Below are 19,674 nucleotides of genomic sequence, written 5' to 3'. Positions count from 1 at the left end.
GTTTAATCAAACGAGTGTTAATTGTTATGCAGAGGGTAAATTAAATCAAACGATAGTTATTTTTGGATAGATTAAGCTATACTTAATCTATGGAGATAAGACATTTACAAGCGTTAATCACGGTGGCGGAAGCCGATTCTTTTGCAGATGCGGCGGAGCTATTATTTATTACACCCGCAGCGGTTAGCCAGCAAATCCGACAATTGGAGGAAGAGTTAGACCTGCAATTGTTTGATCGATCCTTGCGACCACCTCGTTTAAATACAATGGGCGAGTCATTACTAGAGCGTGCGCGTAAACTGGTTGAGGAGTTTGATGATTTTAAATCTACCGCGACCGAGAGTACCATTCGCGGACGGCTATCCATTGGTTCCATCAACGGTATTACGCCATCACTATTGCCAGAAACATTACGTTCGCTGGTTAGGCGTTATCCTCAAGTTAGGGTGCGTATCGAAGAAGGTCAATCGCAAATTCTTATGCGACGAGTAATGCGTAAAGAACTGGATGCAGCCATCGTTAGTGATGTCACTGAGCTGCCTGAGTCTATGGAGCGAATTCCTATTTTCAGCGAGCCTCTGGTGGTAATTTCAGATTTAACCAAAAACCCGCAATCGTGGCGAGAAGCGCTCGAAGCTGATCATTTTATTCGGCTCAATCGAAATGCAGGTTTAGGTATTCAGATTGATAAAGCGTTGAAGCAGTTTCATCTAAATGTAGACGAAGCGATGGAGCTAGACTCAACAGATTCCATCGTGCAAATGACTCTGGCTGGACTTGGTAGCGGAATTGTTCCCATGGGCAGAGTGTCGCCAGAAGTCGCGAGAAATCTAAGAATATTCCCTTTTGGTGAACCGCAAGTGCATCGCCATGTAGTGCTGGTGCAAAGAAAAGGCACATCATCGTCTGAGCTTTCACAACTGTTGTATCAGGAATTGCAATCGCAGTTAGCCGAACGAACGTGACAGCAGTGAATTAGCCTACATAAAGGAATCTAAATGATTGCCTGAGATGCGTTGAAAAAAGTCCCTCAAAGTAGGGGGGTGGCTTTGTTTGTTTATTCTTTGACCAACTCTCTCTTTTAGCTTTTTTTAATCGGTGTAAACATACCGTTGGTATGTATCTCCCCAATAAAAATGAACTGCTGTGAGACATTGATTTTCTTGCCCCTTATTGATGTCTATTGTGATGTCCACTGTTGATTGATGCATGCAGAAAATAGTTGCCAATTCTTTCGCGAATTCACTCGCTAAAAAGCTAGCTAGCAAACTGACGGATTGGCTGATCGCATTATTTGTGGCAAGCGTGTTGATCTGGTTTACGGTGACGCAACCAATTTTTTCTTTCGCTCAACAAGATTCAGCCCCCGAGATCGATGTGAAACGTCTGGAAAGACATGTCAGTCTGCTGACGAATAAATATGCACCGCGTACCCTCGACAGCGCACAATTAAAGAAAACTGCCAAATACATTGCGAATGAATTTATCGGTTTGGGTCGGGTTGAATATCAAACGATCGAAACGCTGGCGGGTAATTATCAAAATGTATTACTCAATTTAGGCGCAGATTCCAAAGATATTTTTGTGATTGGCGCCCATTATGATGCGGAAAATAGTTCGCATGAAACCGAAGGCAATGCATCGGGTGTATCAGCTTTAATAGAGCTGGCGCGACACTTATCAAAGAATGCAGAAAAGTTACCGTTACGAGTGGTGTTAGTCGCGTATCCCTTATCCAGTAATCAATCGAATCACATTGAAACTACCGGTAGCTATATTCATGCGAAGTCCTTAAAAGATTCCGGAAAAGAAGTGCGTTTGATGGTGTCGCTAGACAGCGTAGGTATCTATAACTCGGATAAGCAAAGCCAGAAACATCCGTATAATTTTATGAAACTGTTTTATCCAGAGCAGGGGAATTACATCAATCTCACCGGACGTTTAACGGATTTTACCGAGGTAAGGCAGTTGAAGCGCAGTTTTAAACGGGTATCGAAATTACCGCTTTATTCTCAAAGTATTCCGCAAAATCTATTGCAATCAAAATCGGTAGATCACCAAAATTATTGGAAAATGGGTTATCCCGCCGTGTTGATGAGCGATACCGCAGAGCTGAGAACAAAGGGTGAGCCAAAAACGGGAAGGGGACGCAGTCTATCTAAATCAACCGCCAAGCTCGAGCCTGAAAAAATGATCGATTATGAAAAGATCGCAATGCTGGTACAGGGTTTATATCAGGTGGTGATGGATTCTGGAGAGCCAGCGAATAAGCCTTTGATTGCCGAGCAACGCAAGGGCTTATCCGCTGAATTGTAGCTTAAAGATCTCTTTAAAAAGTGAGTTCTTATCCAGCGTTTTTAATCACATTCATTGGACCACCTCTAAACGGGGCAAAACCTGTTCCAAAAATCACGCCAGCATCGAGTAAATCAACGTCTTCTACCAGTCCTTCATCGAGACATTTCTGTGACTCGTTTAAAAACTTATCGATGAGACGCTTTTCTAATTGATCAAGATCACCCCCCCACTTTGAGGCGTTTTTTTCCTTAACTTTCTTATCTGCTTTCCAATTATAGAAACCTTGTCCTGATTTTTTACCTAATCGACCGGATTCTACTTCACTATCCAGAGTGGTTGGCAAGGTCACACCGACCTTATCTGCAAGAATTTTCCCCACGTGCAAACAGATATCCAGACCGACAGTATCAGCCAGCTCTAACGGTCCCATTGGCATGCCGTAATCGACAGCGACTTTGTCGACAACAGCGGCCGGAACACCTTCCTGATGAATCGTTACGCCTTCAAGAATATAAGGCATCAATATACGATTGATTAAAAAGCCCGGTGAGCTTTTGACGGGTAACGGCAGTTTGCCAATATGCGCGCCGAACGATTGGGCCAATTCTATGACTTTAGGATCGGTTTTGTCAGGGGTATAGATGATCTCCAGCAACGGCATTTTAAATACGGGATTAAAGAAGTGCAGGCCAACTAAACGCTCTGGGTTTTTCATTACTCCGGCAATTTCATTTAGCGTAATACTGGAGGTATTGGTCGCGATGATTGCATCTGGTTTGGCTTTGGCTTCGACGTCTTTGAATATCGTTTGCTTGGCTTCCAGGTTCTCTAAAATGGCTTCAATAATGACATCTGCTTTGCTAATGCCGTGACCATGCATATCAGGGATTAGATTGTCTTGGGCGCTCATAATGCGGAATTTATCTTTGCGGTAGCGTCGTTTGAAGCCTTTGACCGCACGACCTACGACGCGACCTAATGCTTCTTGGCTAAGGTCTTGAATGGTGACTTTGAAACCTTGCATTGCACACCATGCTGCAATGTCGCCACCCATCACGCCACCACCAATCACATGTACATGCTTCGGTGAAAACAGTGATTTATCACCCAATGCTTTCAAACGATTTTGTAAGAAGAACACACGTACCAGATTCTGTGCAGTTTCAGTCATCGCTAACTGCGCAACAGACTCTGCCTCGGCAGCATACATGTCATCGCTTTTGCTACCGTGCATTTCCCAAATATTGATTAAGGCGTAAGGGGCAGGGTAGTGCTCTTGCTTGGCTTTTGAGGCAACCTGTTTGCGCATTTGCATTGCGACTAGTTTTCTCATCGGTCCAGCTTCTAGCAACATTGCTGATTTGGGCGCTTGTTGTTTCGGTGGTTTGCGTAAAGCCGTTTGAATCGCAGAGGCTTTTAGCTGGCGTAATGGCACGCACAAATCCGTGAGTCCCATTTTCTTAGCCTGACGAGGTAATACATTTCTACCCGTTAGCATCAATGGCATAGCAGCGAATACACCCATGCGGCGTATCGAACGAACTGTGCCACCAAAACCAGGGTGAATACCCAGTTTGACTTCGGGTAGTGAGAGTTTGGTCGATGGTGAATCGTCAGTGACTATATAGTCACAAGATAATGCAATTTCTAAACCGCCTCCCATGCAAAAACCTTGAACCATCGCCACAGTCGGAAATGGCAAGTCTTCAATTTTTTGACAGGCAGCCTGACCTGCGTGGATAAACCCCAAGGCTTGTGTTGTGTCGGTGACTTCGGTGAATTTCTTTACATCGGCACCGGCGATAAAGCCGCTGGATTTGCCCGAATGAATAATCATGCCTTTTATGCCAGACATGGCTTTAACTTCATCGCAGGCCATTGATAGTTCTGCAACAACATCTGGGTTAATCACATTAGCTGCTTCGTCTTTAACATCAAGTGTTAACCATGCGAGTTCATTTTCAACAGAGAGTGAAAGGTTTTCGTAAGTGTGTTTGTTATTTTCTATACTGTTGCTCATACCGCCTCCACCAACATTGATCCACCTTGACCACCACCAATACAAAGTGATGCGATGCCTTTCTTGGCATTTTCCCGTTTAAGCACATGCGCCAAATGAAGCACAATGCGGGCACCACTCGAACCTACTGGATGGCCGAGTGCAATTGCACCCCCATCAACATTGAGTTTATCCATCGGAATTTTTCCTGCTTCCTTGAGTAAGCCTAATTCATTCTTACAGTATTCTGTGTCGTTCAGTGCCAGCACGCAGGCTTGTACTTGCGCGGCGAAGGCTTCGTTGATTTCCCAGTAATCTATATTTTCCATAATCAAATGGTGGAATTTCAGTGTTTCTACAATCGCATGCGCCGGACCTAATCCCATTTGAGCGGGATCTAAACCAGCCCATTGGGCAGGGCTTAATTGGGCGATAGGTGATAGCTTGTATTTTTTGACGGCGTCTTCGCTGGCAACGATTAAACTGGTTGCACCGTCTGTGATTTGTGAGCTATTTGCTGGTGTCACTTTTCCATAAGGTTTATCAAAGAAAGGTTTGAGTTTGGCAATTTTTTCTACCGAACTATCAGGTCGAACGCCATCATCTGCATCAAACATCTTTCCTGAATCATCATAAATCGCTTCGATTTCTTCAAGCGAACCTGCTTCCATCGCGGCGACTAAGCGCAAGTGACTTTGTACCGCGTATTCGTCCATTTGCGCACGGCTAATATTGAATTTATACGCCAGATTTTCGGCAGTTTGACCCATATTCAAACCCACTACAGGATCAGTTAAACCACGCAGAAGCGCAATAATTGGCGCGAAATAACGGCCTTTTAATTTACCTAGTGCTTTGATTTTTGCGCCTGCAGATTTTGCTTTATTCCAGTTGGCTAACCAGTGCACCATGTCTTGTCGCAGTAATAATGGCGCTCTACTCATGGCGTCAACACCACCTGCCATAATCATGTCGGCGTATCCGTGCGAGATATTTCTCACTGCATTATCGATAGCTTGCATGCCTGAGGCACAGTTGCGTTGCACGGTGAAGGCCGTGAGTTTATCGCCACCACCCATGCGTAATGCGATTACACGTGCGATATTTGCCTCGTCTTCACTGGGCATCATGCAGCCATAAATAACCTCATCCAGATCAGATGCTTCGAAAGGTTGTCTTAACATAAGTGGTTTAGTGGCGCCGAGTGCAAGTTGCGTCGCACTGAATAATCCGGGTGCACCCGGTGCTTTTAAAAATGGCGTGCGCGCACCATCGACAAGATAAACAGGTCTTGCGATTTGCGTGCTGGTTTTCGATCTAGAGGTTTTAGGCACGGTTTAATTCCTTGGTGGTAAAGTGGTCAACGCGGATAGCTTCTCTGGTTGCTAGCCACAATTCATGTAATTGTTTGCCCTCAGCTTCGGTCAATAATTCTTTGTCGACAGCTTCTTGCATGCGCTCTTCATGTGTTCTGCTACTCAGTTTGTCTTCTTTCATCAGCTTCTTGAACTTGCTTTCCAGAGCTTCAGCTTTAATCGCCAGATTAAATGCATGCTCGATTCTGCCGGCAGGATCATTTGGGTCATCGGTAAGATAACAACCTTCGGTTAAACGATCACGAGTTGCAGAAGGGCTTAAAGCCAGTTGAGCTACTTCATGAATTAATTTATCTGAAGGTGGTGAGTAGGGCTTGCCGAATGGGAACATTAATGCGCGCAGTGTTTTGGCAATAGGTGAAATGGGTAAGTTGTAAAAAACCGCTAACATCGCCTGTTGTGCATCGTGCATGGTTGACTGACAGGCGTAATGCAATAGCGGTAGATCAGCTTCAGGCTCGCCCTGATCTTCAAAGTGCTTTAATGCCGCTGAACACAAGTACATATTGGCCAGGATATCGGCAAATCGACCCGAGAGTCTTTCTTTGCGTTTAAGACTTCCGCCGAGAGTTAATAATGCATAGTCAGACAATAATGCGAAGCCTGCACTTAAACGTGTGAGTCGACGATAATATTGGCGCGTTAATGGCGTACCGGGTACTTCAAAAATAGCATTGGTTAAACCGAACCAGACACTACGAGAGAGGTTACTTACAACAAAGCCAATGTGTGAGAATAATTTTTCATCAAGAGTTTTAAGATCATCTTCCTGTGTTGCTTTCATGATATCTAATAGATAAGGATGGCAACGAATAGCGCCCTGACCAAACACAATGAGTGTGCGCGTAAGGATATTGGCACCTTCAACCGTAATCGCAATAGGAACCGCCTGATAACCACGACCAAGTAGATTCGATGGGCCAAGGCAGATACCTGATCCACCTTGAATATCCATTGCGTTATTAATCACAACTCGCATTCTTTCGGTAAGTTGGTATTTTAGTAATGCGGTTACCACAGCCGGTCTTTGACCTTGGTCTAACGCAGTTGTAGTGAGTTTTCTCGCGCCATCCATGATGTAGGTATTGCCAAGAATCTCTGCGAGTGGTTCTTCAACACCTTCGAACAAGCCGATAGGTAGACCAAACTGTCTGCGCACTCTGGCGTAAGCACCGGTGTAACGTGAGACTAATTTAGCTGCGCCAGTTGATTGTGCAGGCAGTGAAATACCGCGACCTTCGCCCAGGCATTCAACCAGCATGCGCCAGCCTTTACCAACATTTTCGACGCCACCGATGAGCCAATCCATAGGGATAAATACATCTTTGCCCCAGTTAGGACCATTCATAAATGGACTGTTAAGAGGGAAGTGACGTTTGCCGATATCGATGCCTGGTGTGTTGGTTGGAATCAACGCAACGGTTATGCCAATGTGATCACCATCTCTTTCAATATCATCACTCAATAATTCATCAGGATCGTAAAGCTGAAAAGCTAAACCGAGTAATGTAGCCACTGGCGAGAGAGTGATATAGCGCTTTTCCCAATTCAATCGAATACCGAGGACGTCTTTCTCTCCATTGAATTCTTGTTTGCAGACGATACCGATATCCGGGATTGAGCCTGCGTCACTGCCTGCTTCTGGCCCAGTTAAGGCGAAACACGGGATGTCTTTACCGACAGCGAGTCGCGGCAGGTAAAAATCTTTCTGGTCTTTATTTCCATATTTCATCAGCAACTCACCGGGGCCAAGTGAGTTCGGCACCATGATGGTTACAGCTGCAGTTATGCTTCGACCTGAAACTTTCATTACCACTTGTGAGTGAGCGTGCGCAGAAAATCCTAAACCTCCATATTCTTTAGGGATAATCATGCCAAAGAAACGGTTTTCTTTTATATAGTCCCAAACTTCGGTAGGTAAATCTTGAAGTTCGTGGGTGATTTTCCAGTCATCCAGCATGCCGCATAGCGTTTCTACCGGACCATCAAGAAATTCTTGTTCTTCTTTGCTTAATACGCTTGAAGATAAATCGCGCAAACGCGTCCAGTCTGGTTTTCCTGAAAATAGTTCAGCATCCCACCAGACATTTCCGCCATCGAGTGCTTCCTGTTCGGTCTTCGAGATAGTTGGAAGATTGGCTTTAAGCAACTTCATTGCAGGTTTGCTTATCAGCGATTGACGTAAACTCGGGATATTAATCAGGGTGATGATCAGCAGTACAGGAACCCAGATTACCAAAAGCCAACTGAATAAAGCACCTGAAAACGCAGTGACTACAAGCCAGGCACCGATTGCCCAGCTTGCGTGGTTTAAGGATGAACGCAAATAGCCGACGACCCCTATAATAATTAGTAGTGCTAACAACCAAAGCATGGCTTTTCTCCTAGGTAGGTAATTTAGTTTCTGGTTTCGACCTTGTTTTTTTAATTAAAGTTTCTAGAAAGCTGGCAGTCGAATTTTTGTTTTCTGTTTGGTTTTCTTCAATTGTAACTGTTGCAGTATTTGATACACCAACTAAATCATTTTTCTGATCATCAGTATCAGCACCATTATCGATTTCATCATTGCTGGTATTGTCATTATTGTCATCAGAGGGAATAACCTGAGGCTTTAATGCGGTCTCTATGTGTTCTTCGTGCCAAGGCAAATCCCGGTAGCTTTGACTCAAGGAGATGGGCCAGGCCGGAAACTTAAGTACATCGAAATAGGGTGAGTAATCAAAATCTGATGGCACAAATAAACGGAAGTTGCGTTTATGGAATTTAAGCTGATCCTTATGATCGCCTTCTATGGTAGGTAATATGGGGTAGTGAACACTATGAAAGCATCGCGCAATCATACTGGAGCACACAATATTAGTTGGCCTTCCGGCATTATGCTGGAATAGGGAAGAGCGCCATTGTCTGGGTAAAACAGCATAAGGGAACATAAAACGCGCTAAATCGAGCAATTGCCGCACATCGTATTCAATCCCCAAATGTTCGGCGGCGAATCCTACAACCTCATTCTGGTCTTCAGCACTCAAGCCTTCAGGTCGGCAAACTCTTAGGTTATCGTTTTTATAGTCGGAGAGTTTATTAACAACGGTACCAAACCCTAATAGTGATTCAGCGATAAGGGGTTCATCTGGATCACCATCGAAATGTTGTTTTACTATTGATTTTGTTTCAGGATTGGTAATTTCGTTGAGACTGCCTATATAAAGTGCGGCATGCGTCCATGGTGAAAGAGTGATGATTTTAATAACTTCGCTAACGCGGGCTTTTCCCTCAAATAGGATGACGTCAGCAGGGCGTAAATTACGAAGCATATCCTCATAATTATTTATTGCCTGCATGTTTTGATTGCTTTTGGGGATATCGTTAAGCCAGCCAACAATATTTTCCCAGAGTGCGTTGCGTAAGCTATTAAACATGAATCTATTCCTCATATTTCATGTTATGTCTTTAATTATACAGCCTTTTTAGTTTAGCTTATAAGAGAAGATATAACTGTATTAGATTATAAATAGAAACGTTTAATAAGAATATTTAGACCCATGATTAAGTTATTTTTTTATTTTTAGCCTTAATTGACATTAGTATATAAGTGTATTATTATATAAGAGTATTCAGTTTAGATACTGATTCCCTCATCCATCCTCCTTTGGTGGTATTTAGCAGCTCAAATTTGAGCTGCTTTTTTTTGCTGAGAAAAGACTAAAAAGCAATAATCTATTCTGCTTTAGTTGGTTTAAACCCTTAGTTTTACTAAGTAAACTCCATTTATTCTAATAAAATTTGTTATTACTGAAAAAGTGATAATTATTATTATATATTTGTGAATGCCTTGGGAGCCTTATTAAATAAGGAATTTCGGCTAATCAGACTCTTTTTTCAATCCCACTATTCAAGTAATGAATGGAAAAGAGCGATTCTTGCCTTTACTATTACGTCAACTATTAAATAAACCGTCGTATAAAAATAATTATGATTAAAGAAGTTGATATTCTACTGGTAGGAGCAGGAGCAATGAGTGCCACTTTGGGCTCTATGCTGAAGCAATTGGATCCTGATTTATCTGTTGTTATTGTTGAGCGTCTTGATAAACCATTACAGGAAAGTAGTGATGGTTGGAATAACGCAGGTACAGGGCACGCCGCTTATTGTGAACTTAATTATACCCCTCAACAGCCAGACGGCAGTGTGAATGTTGAAAGGGCTTACGGGATTAATGCAAGGTACGAAGTAAGTCTTCAATACTGGTCGTATCTAGTTAAATTGGGTGCATTGCCTGAACCTACAAAATTCATTAACCCTGTGCCTCATGTGAGCTTTGTCTGGGGTGAAGATAATGTTGAATTCTTGCGCAAGCGTCATGCAGCGCTAATAGGTCACCCTATGTTTGCAGCGATGGAATTCTCGGAAGATCCTGAAGAAATAAAAGAATGGATGCCTTTGGTCATGGAGGGAAGAGATCCTTCTCAAAAAGTTGCAGCAACGCGAGTTCCGTATGGCACAGATGTGAATTTTGCCGCTGTAAGTTTAGGTATGATCGAGCACATGAAGACGCAGGATCATTTCGACTTACTGCTGAATACGTCAGTAAAAGATTTAAAACAAGATGCTGATAAGCGTTGGGCGGTTTCATTGAAAGATGAAGTAACTGCTGAAAATTACGATATCAAAGCTGGTTTCGTTTTTATTGGTGCAGGTGGAGCATCTCTACCTTTATTGCAGAAATCAGGCATTCCAGAAGGAAATGGTTATGGTGGTTTCCCAGTGAGTGGTCAATTTCTGGTCTGTAAAAATCCGGAAATTGTTAAACGCCACATGGCCAAAGTCTATGGTAAAGCTTCTGTAGGCGCACCACCAATGTCGGTGCCGCATTTAGATGCCAGAATCATTGGTGATGAAAAGGCATTATTATTTGGACCATTTGCGGGTTCTACCACAAAGTTTTTAAAGAAAGGTTCAGTGTTGGATTTATTTAAATCGATTCGTTTAAATAATATTTGGCCAATGATGAGAGTTGGTATGAAAAGCTTTGATTTGATCAAGTATTTGATCAAAGAGACTTTCCAGTCATCAGGCACGCGCATGAAAGCCTTACGTGAGTATTACCCGGAAGCTAAAGAAGAAGACTGGACTTTATTAACCGCAGGTCAGCGTGTTCAAATCATTAAGAAATGTGAAGAGGATGGCGGTAAGATCGAATTTGGTACCGAAGTCGTGCATTCTTCTGATGGAACCTTGGCTGCGCTTTTAGGTGCATCTCCGGGCGCTTCATTACTTGTTCCCATAATATTAGAAACGATTGAAGAATGTTTTGCCGATCGACTTGCCACAGAAGAATGGCAAACCAGAGTTAAAGAAATTATTCCGTCTTACGGTATATCGATTGTATCTCATGAAAATTTATTTATGAGTATTCGCGAAGATACATTATCTACCCTGAAACTTGATGTAGTGAAATAATCGAGAGTAAAAAAACGATATTGTTTAGGTTTTAAATCCATATTTGAAGCAGATGTGCCTTTTATTAGTAAAAAAAAGGATTTAATTGAAAGTACTGCTTGAATACTGGGTGGGATTCTCCTAAAATGTCGCGTTCTTTGAATCTGAGTGCTCAACAGAATCTTTTGTGTATTTTATACACCTAGATAGAGAGTAATCAGTTCATTCATAATTTATTAGTTGATGAGTGTGTCGAGCGGTCATTGGCTTTTGCAAGAATAGACCTTCATTTCTGGAGAATTGAAATGGGAATTACAGTTAGTACTAAACCTGCTGAAGTAAAACGTGACTGGTTTGTCATCGATGCTGAAGGTAAAACACTTGGACGTTTGGCAAGTGAAGTAGCTTTACGTTTACGTGGTAAGCACAAGCCGACATACACACCACACGTTGATACAGGTGACTACATTGTTATCGTTAACGCTGAGAAAATCTACGTGACTGGTAACAAGCTTAAGAACAAGATGTATTACAGACATACTGGTTATGTTGGTAATCTGAAAGAAGCATCTTTAAGTAAGATGTTAGATGACAAGCCTGAGCGTGTTATCGAGCTTGCAGTTAAAGGAATGCTTCCAAAAGGTCCTTTAGGTCGTGAGATGTACAGAAAATTAAAAGTTTACGCAGGTCCTGAGCACAATCATCACGCTCAGCAACCACTAGCATTAGAGATTTAAAAACATGGCAACTACACAATACTACGGAACCGGACGTCGCAAATCTTCTTCAGCGCGTGTTTTCATGAGCAAAGGAACGGGCAACATCGTAATCAACAAGCTTCCACTTGAAGAGTACTTTGGACGTGAAACAGCTCACATGATTCTTAAGCAACCATTGGTTACTACAGAGAACAGTGAAAGTTTTGACCTTATGGTTACAGTAAAAGGTGGTGGCGACAGTGGTCAAGCTGGCGCGATTCGTTTAGGTATTGCACGTGCATTACTTAAGTACGATGAAAGCCTACGCGGTACACTAAAGAAAGCGGGTTACTTAACTCGTGATGCAAGAAAAGTTGAGCGTAAGAAGGTTGGTCTTCGTAAAGCACGTAGAGCGACTCAGTTCTCTAAACGTTAATTTACAGCGTTTACTGTTTCTTACAGAAACACACCAAAAAAGCCATCGTATCTACGATGGCTTTTTTGTTTGTAGCTAATAATAATTAGATATAAATTGCTTACCCATAAGCTATATAGCTTATAATTCATCTCTCACGTACAGTTTTCCTCTTAATAAACATTGAGATGGTGAATCTATGAGTAAGTTAGAAGCGTTGATCTTTGATGTTGATGGAACATTGGCTGATACCGAGCGCGATGGTCATCGAATTGCTTTCAATCAAGCGTTTACCGAAGCAGGGCTGGATTGGGATTGGACGCCAGAGCTTTATGGCGAACTATTGCAAGTGACTGGCGGAAAAGAACGTATTCGCTTTTACCTTGAAAAATACTTGAATGATTTCAAGCTTGAACAAGACATTACGACTTTTATTGCAAATTTACATAAGCGTAAAACGTATTTTTATCTAGAGTTACTCAAATCTGGCGCTATTCCTTTACGATCAGGAGTGGAAAGATTGATCCTGTCTGCACGAGAAGCAGGATTGCGTTTGGCAATTGCTACGACTACCACGCCTGAAAATGTGACCTATCTACTTTCGTCAAACTTAGGTAAAGAATCCATCGATTGGTTTGAAGTAATCGCAGCAGGGGATATCGTACCCGAGAAAAAACCAGCTCCTGATATATACACATGGGCAATGCAGCAAATGAGTATCAAAGCAGAAGCTTGTCTGGCATTTGAGGATTCCATGAATGGGATTAAATCTTCGTTAGGCGCAAAGCTTAAAACCATTATTACCATTAACGATTACACCAAAGACGATGATTTCACTGGGGCCAGTCTGGTATTAGATCAATTTGGTGAGCCTAATTCACCTTTTACAGTGATAGAGGGTGACGCAATGGGCTATGATTACGTTGATATAGAATTACTCAAACAGATACATGGAAAAACTAGAACAAAACTTTAACCAAGGTCTTGATCAAGACCTTAAAAATAACTCCCGCGCGATCACTGATGCACAACAAGGTATTCACGAAAATCTCGAAAAAGTCGTGCGTAAGCATTGTGGGAATACTTATAGAAAACCCATTGCAGAACACACCTTAGACGCTTTTAGTAAAATTCAACAGCAAGTAGAAGATGCATTAGCTAAAGGCACCCCCCTACTTATGGACTCTTTTTGTGGGACTGCTGTAAGTACCCGAATAATCGCCAAACAGAATCCAGATGCATTAGTTATTGGCATAGATCGTTCGGCAGTCAGATTATCGAAACAATATGACGATGCTATTCCTGAGAATGCGATTTTAGTTCAGGCAGATTGTGCTGACTTCTGGATGTTGGCGCAAAGAGCAGGCTGGAAAACAGTAAAGCACACCATTTTGTATCCTAATCCGTATCCTAAATCCAAACATTTGAAACGTCGCTGGCACGCGCACCCTGCTTATCCGTCTTTATTGGCGTTAGGCGGGGAGGTCGAGCTGCGAACCAATTGGAAAGTTTATGCAGATGAGTTTTGTCAGGCCCTTGCATACAGCGGTTTAGAGGGTGTGAAAAGTTCTGGCGTTGAGGTGATTGATGTTGGTGAGTCTTTTAAGCCTTTGACTTTATTTGAGAAAAAATACAAGGAGGCTGGTCAGGAGCTATATCGTTGTAAATATGTCCTATAATCTTATTCGAGTTTTATGAACAAAGCTAAGCGAGTTTATTACTCACTAAATAAGCTGGTTAAAAGCTTACAAAAATAATCATATATTACACTGGAGACCTACATGCGACTATTGTCACTTTCATTCCTTTCTTTTATCTTATTGATACTACCTTATTCAGTTACTTCTGCAGCTGATATGCCAAAGACGTTGTCAGCGGGCGGACAACAACTCGTTTTGAATGGTGTTGGAACCCGAACCAAATTTGTAATTTCTGTTTACCGTGCAGGACTTTATCTACAGAAAAAAAGTGGCGATGCCAAACAAATCGTTGCGGCAAACGCGCCGATGGCAATTCGCATGAAAGTGCTTTCTGGTTTTGCGAGTGCAGATAAAATGAAAAAAGCACTAATTACTGGCTTCAATAATTCTACAGGTGGAAATACTGCACCGATTCAGCCACAAATAGATCAGCTGTTGAAGGCTGCTTTTACAGAAAAAGTGAATAAAGGTGATGTTTTCGACTTGGTTTATACGCCGGGCGGTGGAACACAAGTGTTAAAGAATAAAAAACAAACTACTGTTGTTCGTGGATTACCGATTAAACAGGCTTTATTTGGAATCTGGTTGTCTGGTAAGCCAGCGCAAACTAGCCTTAAAGAAGAAATGCTGGGTAAAGATTTCTAAAAAACGCCTTCAAAGTAGGGAGGTGGCTATTCAAGGCTCACCTCCTGCTTTAAACTATATTTCTAAGCGAGTAATTTCTTAAGCATCGCGTAATAGATATTCTCTAACTGCTCTAATTCATCTTCTCCGACACATTCATTGATTTGGTGAATGGTTGCATTGGTTGGCCCAAGCTCCAGCACCTGAGCACCTGTAGGTGCAATAAAACGTCCATCCGATGTTCCACCGCTGGTTGAAAGCTCGGTATCAATTCCACGTACTTCTTTGATCGCAGAGACTGCAGCATCAACCAAATTTCCTTCCGCTGTTAAAAATGGCATGCCGGATAAAACCCATTTGATTTCATAATTGAGCTTATGCTTATCGAGAAGAGCTTCAACGCGTTGTTGTAATTCTTCTGGTGTAATTTCCGTAGAAAAGCGGAAATTGAAAATCATTTTCAAGGTCCCAGGAATAACATTTGTCACGCCAGTACCCGAATTTAAGTTCGATACCTGAAAAGTTGTAGGCGGGAAAAAATCATTACCCTTGTCCCACTCCATTGCCGTTAGTTCTTCTAGCATTGGCGCAGTTAGATGGATGGGGTTTTCAGCTAAATGCGGATACGCCACATGACCTTGTTTGCCGTTAATTTGTAACCAGCAGCCGAGAGATCCGCGGCGACCATTTTTGATGACATCACCCACTTCGTTAGTAGATGACGGTTCGCCGACTAAACACCAGTCAATTTTTTCGTTGCGTTCTTCCAGTGTTTTTATGACTTTGACCGTACCGTCTGTGGCAGGTCCTTCTTCATCACTGGTAATCAAATAGGCGATTGAGCCTTTATGATTGGGGTAGTCTGCGACAAAGCGTTGGCAGGCGACAGTGAATGCGGCGATGCTACCTTTCATATCTGCGGTGCCACGCCCGAACAACTTCCCATCACGTATCTCAGCAGAAAAAGGATCACTATCCCAGCTTTCTAAAGGGCCGGTCGGTACAACGTCAGTATGACCTGCAAAGCAAAAAACAGGTGCTTCTGTGCCTTTGCGTAGCCAGATATTTTCGACTTCGCCAAAGTTGAGTTTCTCGGCTACAAAGCCAATAGGTTCAAGTTGTTCGATGAGTAAATCCTGACAGCCTTCATCTTTCGGTGTTACGGATTTGCGGGAGATCAGTTCTTTTGTGAGATTTAAGGTATTAGACATGTGAATATTTTACAGCAAAGTGGCATAGGTTTTTTCAGAAAAACCAACCATTACCTGATCAGGAAGTTCTAAAACAGGTCGCTTAATAATCGTTGGTTGGTCTTCTGCAACGACTAAAGCCAGAGTTTCATTCATGTTTTCTTTGGTTTCGTCTGGGAGGTTGCGCCAGGTTGTGCTGCGCTTATTGATGATTTTTTCCCAGCCTAGTTCTTTCATCCATGCGCGTAATTGCACTGGGTTTAAACCATCTTCGCGAAAATCTATAAACTCATAAGGGATGTTATTTTTTTCCAGATAATTGCGCGCTTTTTTGATTGTGTCGCAATTTTTGATGCCGTACATAATGATCATTTTTGATGTGCTTCGTATTCAGTCAAAAGGCGTACTATAAACGGAATAAGTGCCTAAATACACGCTAAAATCTAGTATCGCCTATCGGCGAGCTAGTTTTAAGCTCTGGCATACATGAGTTGTCCATTTCAAAAAAACGAAATGGCTAGCTCATGGTAACTAGAGGGGTGAATTAAAAAAAGTACCCCCCCCTACTTATAGGCCTTTTTTTACAAGGTTTAGAAAAATCGTTGTAAACCTCTATATTTAGGTGCTTTTTCAGGTGGTTGATTAAGGTGCTCTTTTACTCCCCAGCAACCATAAAACTGACAGGTCCGTGGTGCGGAAAACGCAACGAATAATCCACCTTCGGTAATTCTGTCCCAGTTTTGTAAAAATTCAATATAGAATTTTTCCATTGGGTGCGCGCGGTTTGCTCCAATAAGGAATGGGTTGGGATGATCTCGTGTGGATTTAGTCCCAGGAGCGGTAAGGTGCTGTCCCCCTTCATAAGCCGCGAGTTTGACGCCGTATTTTTTTGCTAAATCCATTTGTACTTGAATCATCTTGTAGACGTTATTCATCGAATATGGGTTTTTCTGATCGTCTTTTAGCAGGGCAAAAACACTCGGTACGCTATTCACACCTGAAAGCGCTTTTTGGTGTACAAAGAAATAGGGCGCTATCGCCATCACATCGACATGTTTATAAGCGCCTTTATGTTCCATCACCACAGGCGTCATATAACGATTTGCCGACCACGCTCCCATGACTCTGACAATACGATTACTGCTCGAATTACCAAACACCTGCTGGAATATTTTGAAGATTTCTACAGAGCGTTGTGAATAGAATTTTTGTCCGGCGACATTAGGATCAGGATCGAGTCGAAGTTTAGTCCCCATATCTTTCGCATAATGCATTTGTAAAAATCCGGGGTTCCAGGCTTCGTTGGTGTATTCAATATATGCTTTCAGGTTAGGTCGCAGGTGTTTCTTTACATAAGACGCATACTTCCTGACGAGCTTGTCATCGGCAGCGTGGGGGATATTGAACCAGGGGTCTCGGTTGAGCACATTCGCCAGCTTAACCATCACCGATAATGGCGCGCCACGTGTGCCTTCGTAACCTGCCCATGTTGCTTTGCTCATGTGGGGCATTTGCTTCCAGTGTTTGATCGGGTTACGAGTGATACCGGACATATTCATCATTCTGATCACTTTAAAGTCTTTCATGAATCTCAAGTAATCAGGGTTGAAGATAATTTTTTTGTGATGCTTTTCAAACGATAGGAAATTTCCACGGCATTGGTTTGCGCTGTTAACCCTTGTGAATGGATCGTTTGCGCAAATGCCGCCTGGCATGATTACTCGAATATTGCGTACATAGTTATTAGGTTCGGAGCGCTTTATTAAAAGCGCGACCTGCATGAATTTGTCATGCCCAGAACGAAATTCAACAATGTCTTTGCCGGGCGAAGAGTGAACAATTTTAGCATCGCCTTCGTATGCCAGTTGGCCTTCACCATCATAAAGAACCGTATAATTACCTTCGGGAAGGGTGCCTGCTGGAAGCCAGTGAATCATGTAACTGCCTGCCTTTCCGCCTTTTAAGTCAACAGGCCAACCATCACGATCGTATTGAATATGTCCATGGGTGAGTTTTTTAGCGTCTTTAAACGGCATCGCCATTTTGAACACATTGACAAACGGAGCGCTCGAATCAACGTGCTGAATTTCATTGGTGTTCATGCCGACGGGCAATTTGGCAAGCGTTGCGGTGCACAGCAAAATAGATAATGTCGCTAGCAGTGTGTTAATCAATCCTTTGATATTCACGCTTTCCCCTTTTTGTTGGTGTATTTTTTATCAGTATTTTTAACAGTATAGTGTTTAGTTTTGTTTTTAATAAAAAGGTTCTATTTCTCGCCAAAATAAAAACCCGCCGTATCAGGATTAATTGATAGGCGGGTTATTGGTCTTTCTATTTTTTCTTTTTACTGGTTTTATTTATTTTTGCAGCATGTGGGCTTTTCTTCCTTTTACGGAACATCTGAGAAGGAGAGAGCTTGGCGCGCTTATCGTCTTTTCCTTCGAAGGGGTTCTCGCCCGTTTTGAATTCTATTTTTACCTGAGTACCTTTAAGCTTCAGCGTCTCGCGGAAATAATTCATCAAATAACGTTTGTATGAACCGGGAACACGATTGGTCTGATTGCCATGAATAATAACGGTGAACGGGTTGCTGCCACCTTGGTGTGCATAACGAAGTTTGATACGACGCGTCGCAACAATTGGAAGTTGGTGGGCTTCAGTCGCAGTTTGTAGAATTCGTGTCATACGAGCAGTAGGTACATCAAGCATGGCAGAATCGTAGGCTTCGTGGACAGATTTGTATAAATGTCCGACACCTGTGCCGTGCAGTGCAGAAATAAAGTGTTTATCAGCAAAGTCGAGGAAGGGTAGTTTAACTTCTAATTTAACTTTGATTTGGTCTTTCGCATATTCGTCCAGACCATCCCATTTATTAATCGCAACAACCAAAGATCTGCCAGCATCTAATATTAATCCCAGTAAATGCGCATCTTGATCCGTAATTGTTTCATGCGCGTCTAGCAGCATAATTACGACATGTGCCTGCTTGATCGCTTCTAGCGTTTTGATGATGCTAAAGGTTTCAATCGCCTCTTTTACTTTGCCACGACGACGAACGCCCGCAGTATCAATCAGCGTGTATTTTTTACCATCACGTTCATAAGGAACGTAAATACTGTCGCGTGTGGTACCAGGCTTATCAAACGCGACTACGCGTTCTTCACCCATAATACGATTGATGAGTGTCGATTTCCCCACATTTGGGCGACCAACAAAGGCAATGCGAATGCTATCCGCGTGCTCTTCAGGAATCGTCTCTTCTTCTTCAACCGGGAATTTTTCGAGCAGCTTTTCGATCATCGACGTAACACCGCGACCATGTGCTGCAGCTATGGCGAATACGTCTTTAAAACCTAGTTGATAGAACTCTGCTTTGGCTTGTTCCGGGTCAACTGCATCGGTTTTATTGACGACCAGATAAACTGTTTTACCCGCTTTGCGTAATCGATCTGCGACTAAATGATCTGCAGGGGTAAGTCCTTCTCTACCATCCACCATAAATAAAACGGTATTCGCTTCATCCACTGCCAACCATGTCTGGTTTGCCATGTATTCGTCGATACCCGCATCATCACCGCTTAAGCCGCCGGTATCGATAACCAGATAGTCACGTTCGATTTCGGTGTTATCAGTACCTAGAACGCCTTGACCGTATTTGCGATCACGGGTTAAGCCAGGAAAATCAGCCACCAATGCATCTCGCGATTTGGTTAAGCGATTAAATAAAGTGGATTTACCGACATTAGGTCGGCCGACAAGGGCGAATACAGGTTTCATAGCGATATTTGTAACAGATTTATAGCAAAGTAGTGCGTAAGTTTAAAGCATCAATGCTGTAATCAAAACTCAATAGTTATAGCCGCGCAAGGATAACAAATTGCGCTGTAATAAGGTATTTATTCAGCGTTTATTCGTCATTATTTACTATTTAATTC

16 protein-coding genes are annotated in these 19,674 nt (G+C 42.6%); 8 read left to right on the top strand and 8 right to left on the bottom strand.

Annotation, left to right across the window (positions count from 1 at the left end; all coding sequences use genetic code 11):
• Nucleotides 1-89 precede the first annotated feature (89 nt).
• The gene (locus tag OO007_RS18100) at nt 90-965 is read left to right on the top strand and encodes a LysR family transcriptional regulator (protein WP_131903977.1); all 876 of its coding nucleotides are present in this window, start codon (nt 90-92) and stop codon (nt 963-965) included.
• A 244-nt stretch (nt 966-1,209) separates the two neighbouring features.
• Nucleotides 1,210-2,316, top strand: a complete 1,107-nt coding sequence (locus tag OO007_RS18095; RefSeq protein WP_325809861.1) for a M28 family peptidase — start codon at nt 1,210-1,212, stop codon at nt 2,314-2,316.
• 28 nt (nt 2,317-2,344) lie between these two features.
• On the opposite strand, the gene OO007_RS18090 is transcribed toward OO007_RS18095, so the two are convergent.
• From OO007_RS18090 to OO007_RS18075, 4 genes are read right to left on the bottom strand one after another with little or no spacing between them, the layout of a single operon-like run.
• A complete protein-coding gene (locus OO007_RS18090; protein WP_325809860.1) occupies nt 2,345-4,318 on the bottom strand; it encodes a 3-hydroxyacyl-CoA dehydrogenase NAD-binding domain-containing protein in 1,974 nt (657 codons plus the stop codon).
• Nucleotides 4,315-5,631, bottom strand: a complete 1,317-nt coding sequence (locus OO007_RS18085) for an acetyl-CoA C-acetyltransferase (protein WP_325809859.1) — start codon at nt 5,629-5,631, stop codon at nt 4,315-4,317. Before OO007_RS18085 ends, OO007_RS18090 begins: the two co-directional genes overlap by 4 nt.
• The gene (locus tag OO007_RS18080) at nt 5,624-8,047 is read right to left on the bottom strand and encodes an acyl-CoA dehydrogenase (protein ID WP_325809858.1); all 2,424 of its coding nucleotides are present in this window, start codon (nt 8,045-8,047) and stop codon (nt 5,624-5,626) included. The genes OO007_RS18085 and OO007_RS18080 overlap by 8 nt, the downstream gene beginning before the upstream one ends.
• A gap of 10 nt (nt 8,048-8,057) precedes the next feature.
• On the bottom strand, nt 8,058-9,089 hold the full coding sequence (locus OO007_RS18075; RefSeq protein WP_325809857.1) for a YiiX/YebB-like N1pC/P60 family cysteine hydrolase: 1,032 nt from the start codon (nt 9,087-9,089) through the stop codon (nt 8,058-8,060).
• A gap of 553 nt (nt 9,090-9,642) precedes the next feature.
• Here OO007_RS18075 and mqo point away from each other — a divergent pair.
• The 6 genes from mqo to OO007_RS18045 all read left to right on the top strand — a co-directional run bounded on the left by mqo (nt 9,643) and on the right by OO007_RS18045 (nt 14,567).
• A complete protein-coding gene (gene mqo / locus OO007_RS18070) occupies nt 9,643-11,130 on the top strand; it encodes a malate dehydrogenase (quinone) (RefSeq protein ID WP_325809856.1) in 1,488 nt (495 codons plus the stop codon).
• A gap of 284 nt (nt 11,131-11,414) precedes the next feature.
• On the top strand, nt 11,415-11,846 hold the full coding sequence (gene rplM / locus OO007_RS18065; protein WP_131903971.1) for a 50S ribosomal protein L13: 432 nt from the start codon (nt 11,415-11,417) through the stop codon (nt 11,844-11,846).
• 4 nt (nt 11,847-11,850) lie between these two features.
• Nucleotides 11,851-12,243, top strand: coding sequence for a 30S ribosomal protein S9 (rpsI, locus tag OO007_RS18060; protein WP_131903970.1), 393 nt, complete (start codon nt 11,851-11,853; stop codon nt 12,241-12,243).
• Between the two features lie 178 nt (nt 12,244-12,421).
• Nucleotides 12,422-13,198, top strand: coding sequence for an HAD family hydrolase (locus tag OO007_RS18055; protein ID WP_325809855.1), 777 nt, complete (start codon nt 12,422-12,424; stop codon nt 13,196-13,198).
• Nucleotides 13,173-13,901: a tRNA (guanine(46)-N(7))-methyltransferase TrmB gene (gene trmB, locus OO007_RS18050; protein WP_325809854.1), complete on the top strand. Its 729-nt coding sequence runs from the start codon at nt 13,173-13,175 to the stop codon at nt 13,899-13,901. Before OO007_RS18055 ends, trmB begins: the two co-directional genes overlap by 26 nt.
• Nucleotides 13,902-14,003: 102 nt before the next feature.
• Entirely contained in the window at nt 14,004-14,567 is a 564-nt protein-coding gene (locus OO007_RS18045) for a chalcone isomerase family protein (RefSeq protein ID WP_299877440.1), read from the top strand.
• Nucleotides 14,568-14,629: 62 nt separating this feature from the next.
• Here the strand turns inward: OO007_RS18045 and dapE are convergent, their stop codons facing one another.
• From dapE to der, 4 genes are all read right to left on the bottom strand, one after another.
• Nucleotides 14,630-15,757 (bottom strand): succinyl-diaminopimelate desuccinylase, encoded by a 1,128-nt coding sequence (gene dapE / locus OO007_RS18040; RefSeq protein ID WP_131903966.1) that lies wholly within the window; start codon nt 15,755-15,757, stop codon nt 14,630-14,632.
• Between the two features lie 9 nt (nt 15,758-15,766).
• Nucleotides 15,767-16,108, bottom strand: coding sequence for an ArsC family reductase (locus tag OO007_RS18035; RefSeq protein ID WP_131903965.1), 342 nt, complete (start codon nt 16,106-16,108; stop codon nt 15,767-15,769).
• A gap of 218 nt (nt 16,109-16,326) precedes the next feature.
• Nucleotides 16,327-17,925, bottom strand: coding sequence for a hypothetical protein (locus tag OO007_RS18030; RefSeq protein WP_325809853.1), 1,599 nt, complete (start codon nt 17,923-17,925; stop codon nt 16,327-16,329).
• 145 nt (nt 17,926-18,070) lie between these two features.
• Nucleotides 18,071-19,516 carry a ribosome biogenesis GTPase Der gene (gene der, locus OO007_RS18025; RefSeq protein ID WP_325809852.1) on the bottom strand — a complete coding sequence of 482 codons (1,446 nt, stop codon included), beginning with the start codon at nt 19,514-19,516 and terminating at the stop codon, nt 18,071-18,073.
• Nucleotides 19,517-19,674: the final 158 nt, after the last annotated feature.

Origin of the sequence: Cocleimonas sp. KMM 6892 (assembly GCF_035798195.1) — a bacterium.
Lineage (GTDB): Bacteria > Pseudomonadota > Gammaproteobacteria > Thiotrichales > Thiotrichaceae > Cocleimonas > Cocleimonas flava.
This window is presented reverse-complemented; position numbering and strand designations above follow the sequence as displayed.